14 protein-coding genes and 1 pseudogene are annotated in these 18,823 nt (G+C 48.5%); 3 read left to right on the forward strand and 12 right to left on the reverse strand.

The features are described 5' to 3' along the window. Window position 1: 1 nt before the first annotated feature. On the reverse strand, window positions 2–1,891 hold the full coding sequence (locus AC58P7_RS24905; RefSeq protein WP_497347742.1) for an ADP-ribosylglycohydrolase family protein: 1,890 nt from the start codon (window positions 1,889–1,891) through the stop codon (window positions 2–4). A gap of 196 nt (window positions 1,892–2,087) precedes the next feature. Between AC58P7_RS24905 and AC58P7_RS24910 the strand changes: the two are divergent. Both AC58P7_RS24910 and AC58P7_RS24915 read left to right on the forward strand, forming a co-directional pair. Continuing rightward, a pseudogene (locus AC58P7_RS24910) lies at window positions 2,088–2,267 on the forward strand (cupin domain-containing protein); the annotation flags it as partial. Continuing rightward, on the forward strand, window positions 2,262–2,900 hold the full coding sequence (locus AC58P7_RS24915) for a helix-turn-helix transcriptional regulator (protein ID WP_497347846.1): 639 nt from the start codon (window positions 2,262–2,264) through the stop codon (window positions 2,898–2,900). The pseudogene AC58P7_RS24910 and the gene AC58P7_RS24915, both read left to right, overlap by 6 nt. A gap of 111 nt (window positions 2,901–3,011) precedes the next feature. On the opposite strand, the gene AC58P7_RS24920 is transcribed toward AC58P7_RS24915, so the two are convergent. The 4 genes from AC58P7_RS24920 to AC58P7_RS24935 are packed head-to-tail and all read right to left on the reverse strand — an operon-like array spanning window position 3,012 to window position 6,187. Continuing rightward, window positions 3,012–3,137: a hypothetical protein gene (locus AC58P7_RS24920; RefSeq protein WP_497347744.1), complete on the reverse strand. Its 126-nt coding sequence runs from the start codon at window positions 3,135–3,137 to the stop codon at window positions 3,012–3,014. Next, window positions 3,134–4,294, reverse strand: coding sequence for an SMP-30/gluconolactonase/LRE family protein (locus tag AC58P7_RS24925; protein ID WP_497347746.1), 1,161 nt, complete (start codon window positions 4,292–4,294; stop codon window positions 3,134–3,136). The genes AC58P7_RS24920 and AC58P7_RS24925 overlap by 4 nt, the downstream gene beginning before the upstream one ends. 34 nt (window positions 4,295–4,328) lie before the next feature. Then, a complete protein-coding gene (locus AC58P7_RS24930; RefSeq protein ID WP_497347748.1) occupies window positions 4,329–5,339 on the reverse strand; it encodes a zinc-dependent alcohol dehydrogenase family protein in 1,011 nt (336 codons plus the stop codon). Then, window positions 5,336–6,187, reverse strand: a complete 852-nt coding sequence (locus AC58P7_RS24935) for an SDR family NAD(P)-dependent oxidoreductase (RefSeq protein WP_497347750.1) — start codon at window positions 6,185–6,187, stop codon at window positions 5,336–5,338. The genes AC58P7_RS24930 and AC58P7_RS24935 overlap by 4 nt, the downstream gene beginning before the upstream one ends. A 284-nt stretch (window positions 6,188–6,471) precedes the next feature. Here AC58P7_RS24935 and AC58P7_RS24940 point away from each other — a divergent pair, with 284 nt between their 5' ends. After that, complete coding sequence (locus AC58P7_RS24940) at window positions 6,472–7,131, forward strand: TetR/AcrR family transcriptional regulator (protein ID WP_497347752.1); 660 nt, start codon at window positions 6,472–6,474, stop codon at window positions 7,129–7,131. 190 nt (window positions 7,132–7,321) lie between these two features. Here the strand turns inward: AC58P7_RS24940 and AC58P7_RS24945 are convergent, their stop codons facing one another. The 7 genes from AC58P7_RS24945 to AC58P7_RS24975 form a co-directional block, all read right to left on the reverse strand. Further along, complete coding sequence (locus AC58P7_RS24945) at window positions 7,322–9,397, reverse strand: glycoside hydrolase family 65 (RefSeq protein ID WP_497347754.1); 2,076 nt, start codon at window positions 9,395–9,397, stop codon at window positions 7,322–7,324. A 33-nt stretch (window positions 9,398–9,430) separates the two neighbouring features. Beyond that, window positions 9,431–11,491 (reverse strand): beta-galactosidase, encoded by a 2,061-nt coding sequence (locus AC58P7_RS24950; RefSeq protein WP_497347756.1) that lies wholly within the window; start codon window positions 11,489–11,491, stop codon window positions 9,431–9,433. Further along, a complete protein-coding gene (locus AC58P7_RS24955; protein ID WP_497347848.1) occupies window positions 11,481–13,514 on the reverse strand; it encodes a beta-galactosidase in 2,034 nt (677 codons plus the stop codon). The genes AC58P7_RS24950 and AC58P7_RS24955 overlap by 11 nt, the downstream gene beginning before the upstream one ends. 104 nt (window positions 13,515–13,618) lie before the next feature. Then, window positions 13,619–15,205, reverse strand: coding sequence for a type 2 periplasmic-binding domain-containing protein (locus tag AC58P7_RS24960; RefSeq protein WP_497347758.1), 1,587 nt, complete (start codon window positions 15,203–15,205; stop codon window positions 13,619–13,621). 68 nt (window positions 15,206–15,273) lie between these two features. Further along, a complete protein-coding gene (locus AC58P7_RS24965) occupies window positions 15,274–16,143 on the reverse strand; it encodes a carbohydrate ABC transporter permease (RefSeq protein ID WP_497347760.1) in 870 nt (289 codons plus the stop codon). 2 nt (window positions 16,144–16,145) lie between these two features. After that, the gene (locus tag AC58P7_RS24970) at window positions 16,146–17,027 is read right to left on the reverse strand and encodes an ABC transporter permease (RefSeq protein ID WP_497347850.1); all 882 of its coding nucleotides are present in this window, start codon (window positions 17,025–17,027) and stop codon (window positions 16,146–16,148) included. A gap of 182 nt (window positions 17,028–17,209) precedes the next feature. Beyond that, the gene (locus AC58P7_RS24975; protein WP_497347762.1) at window positions 17,210–18,793 is read right to left on the reverse strand and encodes a response regulator; all 1,584 of its coding nucleotides are present in this window, start codon (window positions 18,791–18,793) and stop codon (window positions 17,210–17,212) included. Window positions 18,794–18,823 lie beyond the last annotated feature (30 nt).

The following is an 18,823-nucleotide window of genomic DNA, read 5'->3' on the forward strand; positions in this document are numbered from 1 at the left end:
TTCACCCCAACAGTATATCCGTGTAGTAATAGTAAGGACCAGGTGATGTTGTGTCTTTAAGTGCAACCGGCAAGATATACACCTCAAGAGGAGAGCCATCTCTGAAAGCTTCCACTTCCATTAAATGAGTTCCGGCTGATAAAGTTAACTCCACCGATTGTTGATCAGGGGCACGATGATACGCCGGCATGAATTCCAACGTTTCTTTGCACGCAATCACAATCTGTCCGTTCAACTTCAGCGTAACGGGACTATTCGCAGCTGCAATGAGTCGAAGCTTGCGTTCGATCGGGTTGGTGAGTATCGTTTGTGCCCGGTACATACCGTCTGCCATCAAACCAACAGAATTTAACCCAAGAACCTTCTCCCATTCCACTCGATTCCCTGGGACATAAATCTCTTTTCCCACGCTGCTTTCTGGTCCCCAGACGATCCATTTGGATGAGCTGACTAATGTGAAAGGTACTTTCTGAACGGCCCATACCGCATGGTCATGAGTTCGCGTCCAGCGAAAAGCTAGCTCATGCCATGCAGCTTCAACCGCTCCAGCCAGAATTTCCGTATCCCACCGGAAGGATTCGTTTGGCAGCAGGCTAATCTCAAGCGTTTTCGGTCCCTCCCATCCTGAAGGCAGCTCCAATGCAATGTTTCCATACAATGGAGTAAGTGAACGGTTCGTCAGTGTAAACTGCAGTGCCTTCCTTTGACTCGCTCCGATGGCTGGGCCATCAAGTCCGAAATCGATTTCTAACTCGGCTTCCGGACAGCTTTGCGTTCCCTGCGGCAGCAAGTAAAGATTGGACGTTACCTTTCTCTCCCAAAGCTCCCTTATCGTTTCATCCGCTTCTCCCTCAGCCACCGATCGGTTCCAAGAAGTAGGAAGGTCGGGATGCACCAAAATCCCCGTATCCCAAGCGGCAAGAATCTGTTTGCCCATGCGGATCGTGCGGCGGGTCAGCTCATCCAAGTTCTTAGGTGCTGGGAATCCTTTGATTGGAGGACTGACAACGACTCGGTCACCAACCGGCTTCACCCATTTGTCAGGCAAGCCTTCCGGTCCAAGCAGCATTCCCAATATCGCACCCAGCGTTGCTGCGGTACAATCCGTATCGTAACCGCAGTTGACGGCTTTCAATATGGCGTCTTCAAAATCTTCACCATACAACCATCCGAGGATCGTAAATGCAATATTTTGCGGAGCATCTGTAAAGTTGTCGCTGCCATGGTGCTCCAGAATGAGCATACGCGTTTCTGTCCAGCTCTTCCCTTCCTGATGCCAACGGAGCAGATCTTTCAGCGCTTTGGCGGTGCGGCAATTCTCAGGAATATAGTTCATTCCAATCTCGATCAACCGAGACCGGTCTTTCTCAAAGAAAATAGCGCTTTCCAAAGCAGTAAAAAACATCTCACCATAGACCCCTTCCCCTCCGGCATGGTCTACAATCGCATCACGATACGCATAGTGAGCCGCAGTTTTCGGCGCTCCAGGTGCCACCATTGCCCAAATTTCGGAACGAATTGGTGAGCCCATACAGTTATTGAATGGATTGTTGAACCAACCGGCAACCGGCGGGAGAAGACCTCTACGGAGATTCGTCAGGGCATAACCATATTCATCAAACGGGAAAAAGATATGCTCCAACCATTCTTGCCCAAGCTCGCGGGCAGTCAATCCCGAACCATATTGCTCTAAGGCGTGCAGCCACACCAATTGCAGATCCAAGTCATCGTTCTCTAGTGGACCGTCCGGCAGCTCCGGATAAAAGGTCAATTCAAGCAGCTCTTTCTTACCTTCGACTGGTGCCCCAAGCGTCCCCCCGATATTTTTCCCCAGCCATCCCCCGTATACGATGCGATAGTATTCTTGTTCATTCAAAATACTTGTATGCAATGTGAAAACCTCCGTTGTTTGATATAATGGTGATGACTTTAGTATAGGAGCCGTTCCTTCATAGTGCCATGTACATAGTTTTGTTTTCAAAAGAAAAAACATCGGGGGATGTCATGCCATGCACTACTCTCTTTCTCGATTATCCACGCTGGACGTCAAATAGGCGGACCTTTTTGATGCGAATAACCGCCATTTCTTCGGCCAGCATCACAATCCCTATTACGAGCTAATCGTCATTGCCGACGGAACGGTGCATTTGCAGACTGACGAAACGCGTATGACCTTGCAAGCTGGCGAGTCACTGCTTATGATGCCTTGGGAGACACATTCCGGATGGAATCTCAATGAACGACAGGGCCAATTTTTTTGGGTGCAATTTTCCTGTGATCCCAGCCTTAATGAATTCGTACTGGATCGGGCATCCGAGCTTAATATTGTCCATGCCGAACGGACGGAGCTTAGAACCACAGAAATCCTTCATGAGGATTTACTTGTCGTGCCACGTCAGTTTCGTTCCTTAGAGCGTTATAAGCTTCTCGGCTTGTTTGAAGAGCTAGTGGAGACTATGAAACAACCGCAGGGCTATTTTCGATTTCATGCCACCCTATTGCTTGGCGAAATACTCCGGCTTATGGCGAATAATTTTCTAAAGCAAAGCCATTTGGACACGGCTTTCCCCACTTCTTACCTCACATTCCGCGAGCTAGTCAACCATTTGAACAATTTTTATGAGTCGGACATTTCCAAAGAAACGCTAGAGCGGATACTGGATCGAAAATACGAATATCTGTGTCAGGTGTTTAAAAAATATACGGGAACGAACATCCACAACTACATCCATCAGCTAAGAACCCAACGTGCCAAACACTTGCTGCGCAATACAGCTAAAAGTGTTCAGGAAATTGCCGATGAAGTCGGCTATCCAGATCCTTTTTACTTCAGCAGGATGTTTAAAAAGATCGCAGGTGTCGCACCTCAGCATTATCGGAATAAAGAACCGAAGGGGTAGAAGTGTCGCATGAACTTGACGACTCCAACTACCTCAGCGCAAACGTTGCAGCCCGCATCCAATTGGATGCGGGCTATTGTTTCAAGATTCAAATAAAAGTTTCGATTTGTACTACTGAAATACAACCGTCTCCGTCAAGCCCGTGTTCTGCGTTTTCTCCTGATAGGTGCCTCCAGCGTAATATTTCACCGTTCCTCCGTCGAGCGGATTTTTCGCACTCTCCCATTCCAACATCATTTGGTTAGAAGCACGCGACGGACACCTCGGCTACCTCCAGGCGCCGTTCCTATATATAAATATCCGTTATGGCTCGCAGCCGTAGTTACACCATACAGTGAGCCTTCCGGATCGTGCCAGCTTTCAATAAGCTGCCCTTGCGAACTGAGCTCCACAGCAAGCCCATGCTTCGCTGGTGCGCTTGCACCGCTAAGCAGCGACTCCGGAAATTTGGCCATAATACCGGCCAACCACGGGCTGCGATGCATCTGATCTACAAAAGAAATGCGAGTCGTGAAGATCCCGACCCAGAAATGGCCTTTCTCATCACGTGTAATATTGTCTGGAAAGCCTGCGAGATTGTCCACGAAAATATCAGATGTCCCCTTCTTTGGTCCCTTAAGCCAGTACCTAGTCAACTGATAATGATAGGATTCCGCCACAAGCACAAAATCTTCATCCGCAGACAAGGCAACCCCGTTCGCAAAATAGAGGCCTTCCAGCAGAACTGTTGTCTGTTTGGTCATTGGATCGTACTTCAGCAAACGTCCATGCGGTTTGTTCTCGGCAATTTCTCTGAATGTCACGCGTCCATAATTCGAGGTATCGGAAAAATAAATGGATCCGTCCCGGGCAATATCAAGCTCGTTAGCTAAATAGATCGGCTTGCCGTCCACTTGATCGGCCAATACTTCTATACTCCCGGATGGGTTTATAGACAGCAGTCCCCTCTTGATATCCGTAACGATCAAATCGCCTTTGGCGTCGAATTTAAGCCCATTGGGCGTTCCCTTCGTATTTGCAAACATCAGGGCCTTTTGCGGATTGCCCTCTGCATCGAAAGGAACCTTATAAATCTTCCCGTCCGAATCTCCTGTATATAGTTGACCATCTTTATCGAATGTAATGAATTCCGGAAATTGGGGGGCATCTGTGATTAGCTGAGCAGCGCTAAGTTTGTTGTTCTGTTTCCAAGGTCCCGCTTCCTGAAAAGAGGGAGCCGTCGGCGCTAACCATTTTACTGGTGCGATGGGTGAAGGAATAAGCAAGAAAACGATGACTCCAAGGAGGAGCACCGCAAGCAGCGACAGCCCCAATCTGCGTAATATACGTGGTGAGCCTTTAGGTTGATTCACTCCTTCAATTAATTTAACGGAGCGAACTGGTGTTTTGGACATTCTATGGCGCCTCCTACAGCATGTAAGTGAGATTTTAAATTTGGACTACGATTTTACCGAAATATTGCTTTCCTTCAGCTATGAGCGCGTATGCTTCTCTAATTCGCTCCAAAGGGAATACACGGTCGATGACGGGATGTAAACGATGATGGGCAATTGCTCGATTCATCTTTTCAAAGTGATCCCGGTTCCCGACTTGACTGCCGCGAATCGTTGCGGCTTTCTGCAAGATGCCGGTGACATCGTAATCCGGAATGGTCAAGCCCGATAAGAACCCGACCATACTCAAGGTCCCTCCAATGCGAAGCGCATTTATGGATTTTACCATCGTAGCCGCTCCTCCAACATCCAGAACGTGATCGACGCCGCCAGTCAGTTCTAACGCTGCCTTATCCCAATCGGGAACTTCCGAATAGTTGATCGTTTGCCATGCGCCGAGAGCTTTTGCTCGTTCCAGCTTGGCGTTGCTGCTCGATGTGATGATGGCTCGTGCTCCAGCCATAAGAGCGAATTGAAGCCCGAAGATAGAAACCCCGCCTGTTCCTTGCAGCAGCACGGTATCCCCCGCTTGCAAACCACCGTATTCGATTAGCATGCTCCATGCGGTCAATGCTGCTATCGGCAAGGTGGAGGCCTCCTCATAAGAGAGGTGATCGGGAATATGGACGATTCCGTCTTCATGTAGAACGACGTACTCAGCCGCTACTCCGTTCAGCGGACCTCCCAGACTGTCTTCTAATACCCCCGGTCTTGGGTTGCCGGCAATAAATCGCTGTTGCAAATTACCCGCTACTCGGTGTCCGACCTGAAACCTTGTTACTCCTTGGCCAACGGCTACAATTTCTCCCGCTCCGTCTGATAATGGAATGAAGGGGAATTTGATTTCAATCGGCATTAATCCGTTGAGGATCACTAGATCCCGGTAATTAAGAGAAGCTGCCCTCATGCGGATCAGCACCTCCTGCGGACCCGGCGTTGGTATGTCGTGTTCCACCAAGGTCAGTTCCTCAAAGCCGAAGCCATTTGTCAGTTGTATTGCTTTCATCGAATTGTCCTCCCTGCAAGATCAGATTGATTACTTGTATTCTTATAATTATTATTATTGCCGGATCCTCCGCGTGGACGAAGCATGCCTCCAACAAGTCGAAGACCTTGCTTGCGTGTCATGAATCGCGATAACTGCGCCCCGATATAATTCTGCACACCCGGAACGACGTATATTTTCCCTTCCTTTAACGCACGAAGTGCAACCTCTACGACTCTTTCCGGCGTATCTTTCTTTCCGACAGAGGCTTCTTCCGTTCCTACAACATTAAAGAAGCTGGTGTCCGTCGAACCGGGACAAAGTGCGAAGAATTTGATACCGCGGTCGCGGTTTTCCCACCATAACGCTTGCGTAAACGACAGGACGAAAGCTTTCGTCGCCCCATATACTGCCATAAAGGGAAGCGGTTGAAATCCGGCGGTTGAAGCCACATTAATAACTGCTCCTGAGTTTTTGCGCAACATGTTTGGCAAGAACAAGTGCGTCATATCTACAACAGCAGCGACATTGAGCATAACTTCTTCATGTTGACGCTCACCTGACACTTGCTCGAACAAACCATGTGTAGCAAAGCCTGCATTATTGATTAGCAGTTCGATATCCACTTTCAAAAGTTCACATTGCCGATATAACTCGCTGGGTGCGCCCTCTTTCGACAGATCCATAGAGATAACCTCGGCTTTGATGCCATACTTCTTTCTAAGCTCATCTGCCAGGCTCTCAAGCTTACTCGTTGATCTAGCCACGAGTACCAAGTGGCTGCCTTGTTTGGCCAGTTGTCTAGCGAATTGCTCTCCAATACCGGAAGAAGCTCCCGTGACAAGCGCCCATTTCCCTTGAATTGTCATAACTCTACTCTCCTTTTAGTTACTACGTTATAATTTAGAAACAATGTTACCAGTTAGTCAGAAGTACTCCCCAATTCCCAAGGGAAGTTAAGAATCGACATACCTTTTAGGTAACAGTGTTTCATTTGAGATTCATTGTAACCTGCCTTTTTGGGAAAGTCAACATGCGCTTTTCCCACATTCTCGGTCTCATTGACATCTCTCTAACAACTGTTTAGAATTTCTGGTAAGAGAGTCAGAAACTTTGTTTCCTGACAAAAACACGATAACCTAAGGTGATGAGTATGAGCGACCAAAATATCCCTTCCAATACGAACACACGAATATTGAAAACCTACAAAGAAGCTCGCTTGCAAAATAATGAAAATCTCCGCAAGCTGGTTGTTGATGTGGCGGCAACGCTCTTGCAAGAAGAGGGCCCGGAAGCCGTTACGGTACGTAGAGTAGCCCAGGAAATGGATTGCTCTACAAAAATTATTTATAGCTTGTTTGTCAATAAAGAGGGTTTGGCACAGCAGTTGTACTTGGAAGGTTGTAAGCTTCTCGCTAACGAGTTCGAGGGGACGCCGCAGACGAATGATCCCGTACAGCACTTACTGAATTTAGGCGAAGCCTTTTGGCAATTCGGGCAGCATTACTCCGGTTATTATAAGTTGATGTTCGGAGGAGCCTTTGCCGATTTCAAACCGGATGAAGAAAGCATGCATGGCACTTTAACAGCCATGAGGCAATTTGTAATGGCGATTAGCAAAGCGCAAGAGCAAGGACTGATTCCAGCCCATTATGATGCCGAATCTGTTGTGCGTATATGCTGGGCCTCGCTCCACGGCGCTATTCATCTGTACATGGGTGGGCACTTGGGAGATGTACAAGCAGCCTATACGGTATATAAGCAGACGTTATCTTTGATTGTCAGCTCATTGCTGCCGGATCATAGCACCTAAAATGACAAAAGACTGAAATCACTAAAAAACGGAGCCGCGTATACGACGCGTTCTCCGTTTTTTGAGTTTTCCTATACCAAGCTTACTTAGTTACATTCGCCTGAAGAAGCAGTGATTGAACCGAGTTCCTTGACCAAGTTTCGTAAATTGCGGTTAAAGGACCATAACCTGTTAGATCTGAAATTCTAACTTAAAGCATTTTATTAATTCCCTCGCAGCGGACCGTCCATGTCCCATCCTGTGGAAATCCTGGTGCGGCCGTATCGTCCTCCCCCAACCAACCGCCTGCCATCATGGCAACAGCCGTCAATAAGCCACCATTGCCGGGCAGATAGATCGGCAGCCTGCTGGTCTGAAAGTTATGGCCGTTCGGCAAATAGGTATTCTTCGTCTGATCGATCAGGAGAAGATCGACGGCAAGCTCGCCTTCTCCAAGCCTTGCTGCCGTCATCGCCATCATCGGATAGTCCCAGCCCCACGTATCCTTCCAATGCCAGACTCGGATGACTTCCTTCAGTGTTCGCCGCATGGTTTCCGTATCTGTCATCAAACCGGGCAAGATGCCAAACGGAGCAAGCATCGTCGGATGGTCGTCGATTCCAGCCAAGCTGCTGAACGTATCGGGAGCCGTTTCGGCTGCTACATACAGACCGTCGGATACGGGAAGCGGAGACAGGTGTTCCAGCACGCGATCCCATTTTTCTACACGTGTTAAGCCGAGCCTTTCCCTCCAACGGATCGCCGTGTATAAGCCGAAAGCCCAGTAAGCAAGCTCAAAGGTCGGATTCATCGTAACGGCCTGATCATAGATCTCTTGCGCTGGTGCAAGCGGTGGTCCCAAAACATAACGCTTACCCTCGTCATCCCATTCTGCAAAGGAAGCCATAAACTCCGCACTTTGGAATACGATATCTTGATATCTTTCCAGCGTATCACGGTTGTTTCGTACAGAGTAAAGTAATTCAGCAAAGTAGATCGGGTGCGGCTGCTGCCAAATGAGAAACGGCTCGATAAAGCAGGGCGCATTGATGCCCTCCTCCGTTACGCACTTTGGCCAGCGAGCTCCCTCATACCCTTGAGAATGAGCCAACTCCTGCGCTTTGTGGAGAATTGTATGATACCAGCCCAAGTTATTCTCCAACAGCTCAGGACGGTTCCATAGCGCAAAATGCACGGAATGCCACCAATGCATCTCGAGATGGAATTTACCGGCCCAGCTGTTCATCGTCAAGCCCGTCTCCTGAGGCGGAAGCGATCCGGACGACTGCACGGCGGTCAAATATTGCGAAAGCACAATCCGCCGTTCAAGCTCACTGGCGCGAACGTCCTGACTCCCGGCCAGTTCTACAGCCCCACCGATGTTCCAAAAAACAGGCCAATGATTCTTAGAACGTGATAAGACATCCTCGAAATCAGGAAGTGTAGCTGCCAGTTCCTCTTTAGAGTAACGAATCACAAACTCTACCTCGTCAATCTCTGAAGTAAGCGTTAAGAGATGAGGGGCCGATGAATCGCATTCGAGTGTGCCATTTGACCACCCGGCGGTGACAAAATAGCCATCCTCATCCAACGATCGTCTTAAACGGACAGAGTGGTCTGTTGATGCCACGATCTCAGTCCGGTGTGCTTCCGGACGGTCCCAAACTGCACCTGACCCGCCGAAGGATGCTGACCCATAGGGAAAGCGCAAGGCCAGTCTTAGCTGACCTGACGACAAGAGACTAGATTTTACCCGGATCGCTAGAGTATCTTCATTCGGATGGCAGCAAGTCAGTACAGAGGCAGTTTCGCCGGATAAAGAGAAGCTGCTGGAGATCACACCTGTCCACAGGTCCAGTGTTTGTTCGATCTCCTGTAAGTTCTCTGGCACTACCGGTTCGCCTGAAGGTAGTGTAAGGTGAAATTGAACCGCTCCCAAATGCAGGCGGTGGGGGTTCATCCGCAGCCATCTGTATTCCTCGCTGGTCTCTTCGCGCGGCATATAGGGAAATCCGACTGATCTCCCATTAAACGTGTTATAGTAAGTTTTCGGAAAATTCTCCACATCGTAGCCCAGTGGATTGGGAGACGTGTGCCAGCCCCAATTGGACTGATGACCAAGCTCAACTCCTCCATTCTCGTAGAGCTCGGGAAATGACTGCAGACCGGTTGCATCAACGGTGAAGGCGTAATTCCCGTTTCCCACCGTTAGTGAGGCAAATTTGTCAAAACCCCTGACAACGGGGTTGTGGCGTCGCACTAATTCTTCTCGATTGATTTTATCCATCTTTTCACATCCCTTGTCGCTAAAATAGGATCGTTAGAGCTCGATAACGCATACCTCGAAAGGCTTCATCACGAATACTCCGTGGAGGACAGCGTCTGTGAGCAGATCACGTCGCGGGATTAGGAAGGTGACCAACCGCTCTTCGTGAGCATAATTCAGCAGAAATGCATATCGTTTATCTGTACTTTCATTCGCGCGAATTGCCAGCTCTACGTCTTCAGGCAGCTCAGCCCATTTCGCTGCCGGGGATATCAAGCCCATAACGTCTATCAGTGCACCTGCCGCTTCTTCGGTAAAGGCACTGCCGTAGTAATAGGCGATCCCTTTACCCCGCATGTTCCGTACAAGAGCCGGTTTGCCCGCATAATAATCAGAGGCATACGAAGCCAAAACTTCAGCGCTGTCCGACGTGACGCGCAGAATGTCTACGAACGCATCTCCCTGAAGGATTTTGCCACCTTCCCAATGTAAATCAGGTGCCTGCTGCACCGGCCCAATCAGCGTAAAGTCCTCCACCTCGATACCGCACAAGTCGGCAAGCGGTCCTGGGAACGGCTGCATATAACACTGGCCCGTCACATCCTTATAGCCGCTTCTGCAACCGAGAATGAGCGTCCCTCCGCTTTCGACGTAGCTTTTCAGTAGCTCAGCAGTTGACTCCGGCATAATGGCCGGATGCGGATAGATGAGTACACGGTAGTTGGCCAAATCCTCCAGCTTTGTAGAAGAACGGATATACTTCGTGTCCGCTGGGATATGGCGGCGCTGCAATGCCTTGAACCATCCGCTAATGCTTTTACCCGTCAATGGTCCGTGCCAAACATCCAATTCTCCGTCCCATTCATTGTCGTAATCCTTCAGGATGGCGACCTCTGCTTGATACGTGGAGCCTAGCAACTGCCCTCCGATGCGCTTTAGCTCGCCGCCGATACGGCCGGCCTCCTCGATGCGGCGATTCGGCCGGTTATGGTAATCGTTTAGACCATGCCAGTAAATCTCCGTTCCCATGGTCGCCGTCCGCCAGCGAAAATAGAGCAGCATGTCCGCGCCGTGTGCAATGGATTGATACGTCCAGAGCCGCATCTGGCCTGGCTTCGGCGATGGCATCTCGATCCGGTTCACCCAACCGCCCGGACCAGCCTGCTGCTCCATGACGATGAAATTGGATGAAACATCACGGGCCGCACTGAGATTCAGGCTCCACTTGCGGTCCAGCAGCGGCCGGTCGCCTTTATCAGGCAAGATGGTGCTGAAGTTCGGATAGGAGTCGTAAGCGAACACATCCAACGTATCGTCCATCATTTGATGGCTGTCCAAGTGACCGAACATGCCGTTCGTCGTGACCCATTGGTTCGGCGCTTTCTCTCGCAGAATATCCGATTGAAGCTTCGCATAGGAGATGACACTATCCGAGAAGAATCGCTTCTCATCGAGCGCTTGATGCGGGTTCGGCGAATTGCTGGGTGTCGGTCTGGTCAAATGAACCTGTGACCAATCGCTATAGGTCTGATTCCAAAACACCGCGCCCCATGCCTGATTCAAGGCGTGCAAATTACCGTACTTCTCCTGCAGCCAGACTCTGAATGCATCGTGATCTGCTTTTGAATAAAAACTGTTAACCTCACAATTCAGTTCATTATCGATCTGCCAGCCAACGACGGCAGGATGGTCTTTGTAATGTTCTGCCATCTGCGTTACGATCCGCGCACAAAGCTCGCGATAGATCGGTGCATTATAGTTGAAATGACGGCGTTGACCATGTTGGTACACGGTTCCGTCCTGTTTAGCATTTAATACCTCCGGGTACTTGGCTGTCAGCCAGGCTGGCGGGGTTGCGGTCGGCGTGCTCATTATGACAAGCAAGCCGTATTGGTGCGCGAGATCGATCGCCCTATCGAACAGATCAAACTCGAAACGCCCCTCCTCCGGTTCGAAGATCGACCAAGCGAATTCGGCCACACGGACGACTGAGAAGCCGAGCTCCTTCATTCGTCTGTAATCTTCTTCCCATAGATTTTCCGGCCATTGCTCCGGGTAGTAGCATACGCCTAGACGAAATTGCTCCGTTCTCCAGTCTCGCCCTTTATGCGCCATCGTTCGTATCCTTCCTCACAATGACTTCCACCCCATACGGATCCAACTGCAGAGTGGTCTCGTACATGCGTCCCGATATCATGCTCTCTCCCGATACGGGAAGGGATATATATTGCTCCGAAGATGTCGTATTTACATACAGGACACTGTCGCCGACATCCCGTGCGGTTACGCCGCGCGGTGTTTCCGGACCTTTTTTAATATAGAGTTCTGCGTAGATCTGGTTCAATAATGCTTGCATAAGATCAATTTGAGCAGGCACAGCTACATAGACCGCTTTCCCTTTTCCGTAGGTATTGACGCTAACCGCGGGCAACTCACCCTCCAGATTGGTGAATGTAGCTAAAACTTCCGCCGTAGAAGGCTCAATAATTTCGTAGTAATCCATTGGAAAATCTAAAATGCGATCATGTATCTTAATTTTCGGTGTTTCACGCCGAATATTCATTTTCTGCTTTTGAAGTCCACCTTCATTCGAATCGGAATAATGATAGACTGGGCGTTCGAACGCGTTAGCGCGAATACCGAACACATCGCTAAGCCTGCCAGGCATCGTCGTGCCGAATACCGTGTTGTGCTCATCCACTTTGGCTGAATAAGCTGTCATAATGACCGTTCCGCCTTTTTCAACAAATGCTCTGATCGTCTGAGCAGAAGCCTCGTCCATGATACAGTGGCCAGGAACTAGCAAAAGCTTATAATCCTTCTCGATATGGCGCAGGTTAACGATGTTACAGTCCACATTATCCTCGCCAAGCGCTAGAAACGTCTGCATCATTTGCTCGAGATACGTCGTTTTGTAATATCCTTTTTGATTTTCGGACACTTTAAACGATTCAAAGGAATAAGCAAGCGCAATTTCAGGCTTTGGCAGATAAGGCAATCCGATCGATTTCAGCTTCTCCATTTCATGTGCGAATTGACGGAATTCATCCAATTTTCTTCCAGGCAGACCGTCATGATCCAGCAGCCCAAATAGATACTGTTCTTCTCCGCCCAACATCGATCTCCATGTCCAAGCGCATATCGCTTCCGAGCGGAATAACAAGGATAAATACGCATACATGCGAAGAACACCTTTCGGAGGCGCATAGGCACCGAAGGAACCCGTTTGGAATTCCAGACACCAAATCGGCTCATCTTTTTCACTAATTCGGTGGATCATTGTAAGACAAGCGCCGAACAACGCATTGCGGTCTTCTGGATTAACTCCTGGATAGAAGCCGATTCCCGGCAAATCAAAGATTTGGTTGTAGGCTTTCAAATAGTCGAAACCGAGCACAGGATTTTCTCCCCAGTGGTTCGTCGTTTCCCGTGCATCTGGAGCATACTTCCGAACAATATCACTTAAGCCTTGAAGATAGGTTAACTGCTCGTCGGAAAAGAACCTCCGCATATCCAGCATTCTTTCTGGTGCTCCGTTTATATCCCCAGCAACCGGAAACTCCGCATCCTCGAAGCTGTTAAGCTTACGTGACCATCTTTGTGCAGCCCAGGCAATATTCAATTCCTCCACGCTGCCGTACTTGTCCTTCAACCACTGCCTATATCTCTGGCACGCTTCTTCCGAGAATGTCGGGATGCCGCTGCCTACCTCATTGCACAAACCGAAAGCATGTAGAGCCGAATGTCCCGCATACCGCTTGGTCAACGTCTCGGCAAATCGGTATGCGTATTCTTGAAATACAGGGTTTCCTACATCTTCCATATAACGGTGCACCGCCAAGAGCGGACTCCGATTCCGGTCGGCGAGCTGGATGACCGGATATTTTTTGTGCAGCCAAGTCGGTGCTGGACGAGTTGCAATATCGAGAACCACTTTGAACCCTGCTTCTGCGAATAGGTCCATGACCTCATCGAACCATGCGAAATTGTAGTTGCCCTCCGAAGGTTCGAAGCTGTCCCAGCATAGATGCCCGAGACGTACGAGATTGAATCCCGACTCCTTCATCAATTGGATATCCACCGGCCATCGTTCGCGTGGCCAATCATGGGGATGGTAATTTGTTCCTACATAAATCATTTTATTCACCTCTATAATAGTGATAAATCTCTCTGCTACATAAGAGAAGGGAGCCGCTTGTTGACCCAGCAGCTCCCTTCCTTTTCACTGCAATTACTGGCAGACTATTTCTTCACCTTCGCATACCAATCTCTGGCACGCTTTGTGACCTCTTCACCGCCTGATTTATACCACTTGTCTACGAATTCATCGAATTTGCTGATCGGATACTGCCCAAGAATAATCTTAGTTGCATATTCCACATATAGCGTACGATTGTTGATGTCGGCGAAGCCATCATAGACACTTGTTGGCATACCGTCACCAGCAATGGTTTTGACGTATTTCTGAGCTTCCGTGATATTACGGATACCTTGATCCACGGCCCATTTTCTATCCTCCGACGACGTGTTTTTATATAGCTCTGCTGAGAAATCTGCGGTAGCTACAAAAAGATATGGGTTAATGGCAAGATTCTCTTGTGTACTTTTGTCTTCCGGAAGCTTAGTTGCTTTACCGTCCTTCATCGCATAGTGCATGCCCTCTACACCAAGGAAAAGTGTATTCCAATTCTTCTTGTCATACATGTTGTTCAACAACTTCAAAGTCGCCATGAGCTTCTTCTGATCCTTGTTATTCTTCACAACCCAGACCGGGGGCTGCATCTTCTTCAAGGTATAGAAGCCTTTGAAGCCTGGAACCTCTGGAATAGGAAGGACGGAGTAATCACCTTTCACGCCTTTATTTTTATTAATATTTTCTAAGCGCTCGAAGACTGTCTCTTCCCAGTGGAAGTAATTCCCGACGAGGTTAGAGTCATTCTTACCTTCCCACTTCGCCTTATTGTTCAAGAGTGATTCCTTATCCATTAATCCGTCTTTATACAGCTTGGCGATGAACTCCAAAGAAGCTTTCATATTTGGGGTAACCGCAGAGTAAGTCAGCTTGCCATCGTACACATCCCAATCTGGCTTGCCTTCGAACATGGCTACACCGTACATCGCGAATAAATGATCCATCCAAGCTGCTGCCTCCCGGCCGCCGGTTGGGATCTCATCCTTTTGCCCGTTGCCGTTCGGATCCTTATCCCGGAAAGCCTCAAGAACCTTCACGTAATCCTCTTGTGTCTTCGGCATTTGCAGCCCCAACTTGTCGAGCCAATCTTTACGAATCAAACCAGCTTCTCTGCCATAGTCCAGCACACCAGGAATATAATAAATTTTCCCTTGTCCGGTAGGATCGTTCGCTTTGACCACGTCCCATACTTCCTTCGGAATGACCTGCATGACATTCGGTGCGTACTTCGGCAATAGGTCCGTCAAATCGACGATTGCACCGTTTTTAGCTAAGCTGTCTTCGATGCCCTGCAGAGGTGTGAACAAGTCTGGCATTTCATTTGCAGCAATCTTCAGATTCAACTGGTTCAGGTAGTTGGTGCCTCCGTTCCATTCCACATACGGTTGAATGACGCCAACGCCAAGCTTTTCCTTATAAAAATCATATAACTTGCTACCCTTGGTAATCGGTTTAAAGCCCGTATTGGTATTCCACACTTCAAGATCAACGATTTCCTCTACCTTAGGAGCAGCGCTCTGTCCTGGAGCAGGAGATGGAGAAGCAGCGGATTTGTCCGTATTGCTGCTGCAGCCTGTGAAGACTGTTGCCGCAAGTGCACCTGTTAGTGCTAGTACTCCTAATTTTTTGATAGCCATGCCATGTTTCCCCCTTGAAATCGACATTATATGTTTTAGGCTCATTATGCCTTAAAACCAGAACGAAATTACCCTTTAACAGAGCCGATCATGGCTCCTTTGACGAAATACCTTTGCAAGAACGGATAAACAGCAATGATCGGAATGATGGCGAAGATAACGGTTGCCGACCTTAACGTTCGTTCGTTAAAATTAAACTCAACCATTGAAGCAGTACCCGGCATAATAATATTATCATCCGTGATAAACTGGCGGATCTTCATCTGTAACGGGAACCAGTCCGTATTTTGGAGAAATAATAATGGCGTCTGAAACTGGTTCCAAATGACCACCGCGTAGAATAGTGCTAGTGTAGCAAGAACTGCCTTGGACAACGGAAGGACGAATTGGAATAGCATTCGAAAGTAACCGCAGCCTTCGATCAAAGCCGCTTCCTCGAGTTCCTTTGAGAACTCCTTGAAAAAGCTCCTCATGATGATCAGATTAAATGGGTTCAGAATATGAGGAACGATCAAAATCAACGGATTATCATACAAGCCAATTCCTCGTACAGTAAGGAAATAAGGAATGATCGGAGCCTTGAAAATCATCGCGATGACCACACCAACCATGATCACGGAGCCCCAGCGGAACTCCGGCTTCGAAAGCGGATAAGCGAGCAAGGCTGTAATGAATAGAGCCAAAGCCGTACCAATCACGGTTGAACCTAGTGTGAGGAAGAATGACTTCCACAAATCAGGACGGTCAATAATATAGCCCCAAGAATCCAATGTGAACTCCTTCGGCCAGATAGACACCAGGTTTTGCACAACAGCACTTTTTGAACTAAAAGAAATGGAGAGTACGGACAGCAGCGGCACAATCGCTATGAACGATAACAGCAGAAGAAGGGTCGTGATGCCTGCTACGAAAGCTTTTTCTCCTCTGGATTCAAACATATCTACCACACCCCCCCATCTGAAACTTTTTTCGACAACCGATTAAAGATATAGACCAGAATAAAACCGATAACCGACTGGAACAAACCAACTGCGGTAGCAAAGCTATATTGTGCCTGTTGGATACCTGTTCGGAACACATACGTATCGAGGATATCCCCTACGCTGTATGTCATTGGTGTCAAGAGATTGAACACTTGATCGAAACCCAAGTCCAAGAAGTTTCCGATTTCCAGTAAAAACAGAACCAGTACCGTAGGCAGAAGCAGTGGAAACGTAATATGACGAATCTGCTTGAATCGAGATGCACCGTCCATCATGGCCGATTCATATAACTGCGGGTCGATGGCGCTGATCGCGGCCATATACACGACGGTTCCCCACCCAGCATCCCGCCAAATGGCAGTCAGCACATAGACCGGTCGGAAGTAAGCGCTGTCTTGCATGGCCAAAATTGGCTCATGCCCGAACCATCCCACGACTACGTTGAACAATCCGCTTAAGGAGAAGACGTCAAACACAATGCCGGACACGATGACCCACGATAAAAAGTGAGGGATGAACAGCGCGGTCTGAATACCTTTCTTTAGCGCAGATTTTCGAATTTCGTTAATCATCAGCGCCAGCAGAATCGGAATCGGAAAAACCAGTACGATTTTCAGAAACCCTAGTATCAACGTATTTCCAAACACACGGACGAAATCCGGATAATCGAGAAGCTTCTCAAAATGCTTAAAGCCAACCCACGGACTATCGATAAACCCTTTGAACACCGAATAATCCTTAAAGGCGATCACCGAGCCTAATAACGGAATGTACTTGAAAATGATGAGAAAAATAATACCTGGAATGGCCATCACATAAAGCGGCCAGAACACCTTCATTTGTTGAACATAGCTTCCTCTCAATTTAACTCCCCCCGCGTCTAGTTGTTGTATTCGCTTACAAGTAGTGTACTCTCCGAGGGGCTGTCGCTCAAAGGGACGTTTTTAAGTTTCGACAGGGTCATTTTATAGATATGACAAAAGTCCTTCCACCTTAGAAACGGCGAAAGGACTTCTCACGGTTAAACACTTGGGGGATTCTTGCGATATTCACTAGGCTTGCAGCCCGTTAGTTTTTCGAACAGCCTGGCAAAGTATTGCGTATCAGAATATCCAACCATTTGGCAGATCTCATACACCTTTAAATCTGTCTTCTCCAACAATTCTTTGGACTTGTTGATCCGCGTCTGGGCGAGAAAGGTCAGATAGGTATCTCCCGTCTTCTGTTTGAAGAGCTGGCTCAAATAATAAGGATTGATAAAGAAACGGGCGGACAGCTCCGCTAAGCTTATCGATTCGGCGTAGTGCTTCGACACGTAGTCCTTGATCTCGGCAATTACATCCTTTTTCTTCGAGATATTATGCGCCAATTTAAAAGCGATAATCCCCTTAATCATTTGAAGCATCCAAGTCTCCATACGCTCCAATGTCCGATACCGCGAGAGCCCATCTAGGATAAGGAGATGGCGTCCCAAAAAGTCATTTTGCTGCACCTGCTCCATGGAAAGTTTTCGAGCACTGGACAAAAGAATGCTTAAGCACTGCAGTTGGAGGTCAACCGGGTTCAACTCTCTCTCCTTCTCCAGCCACTGAAAGATCTCACGAATCGTGCCCACACAAGCCTCTTCATCCATGTTATCAAGGCTGGCTTCCAGTTTGTTAATCATCTCTTCCGGAACGGCTTGCCGCTTACCTGACAGGGTCATGATATCCGGATATGCAATGACGACACCCGCGCCTTTAATAATTTTGTAGCTGAGTGAGTGGCGAGCTTCTTCAAAGGAAACGCTGATTCCCGCGGCATTATCCTTCACTGTACCGATCCCGACTGTGACGGATAGTTTCAACTCGCGAAATAGGGTATCTTTGAGCCGCTGAATGGCACGGACGAAATCCCCATACTTGATCGCTCTATCATGTGTAGCAACGACCGCCACTTGAGCGCCTAGATATCGGAAGCGAAATACCCCTCGATACTCCCCCAACGTGCGATCTATGTGGCGAAATACAGGATCAAGGCCACTTTCCATCAACTCGCCCAGACTGCTTTCAAATTCTAGTAAAGCACACACAAAATGCGTACGATCCATCGGAATACGAGCGGTCTGGAGCAGCTCTTCCGCATGTACCGTTTGGTCACTGCCTCCTTCAATGATGTCCCGTAAAGCGCTTTCCATCATACGGCTATTCACTTCTTGTTTCAGCTCGTCCACCTCTTGGAGCTTAGCTCGTTCCTCTCGTATCACGTCCATGACCTTACAGACACAATCACGAAGTTCCTCTTCTTCCACTGGTTTATTGAGGTAGAATTTAACCCCCAACTGCATGCCTCGCCGCGCATATTCGAAGTCCGCATACCCGCTCAAAATAATAAATTTGGCCTGGCAGCCGTTCTCCTTCAGCATCTGGATCATATCCAGCCCGTCTGCCTGAGGCATCCGTATATCCGTAATGACAATATCCGGCTGACGCTCTTGAATCAGTTTAGCTCCTTCTAAGCCGTTGTAGGCCACTCCGGCAATCTCACATTCCGGGATATAGCGTCCTATCATTTTTTGGAGACCGTCTACAATCCCTTTCTCGTCATCGACCACAACTACTTTCATCCCAGGCACCTCCCCTTCCAGACTGTCTGA

Source organism: Paenibacillus sp. J22FR5 (assembly GCF_059691975.1).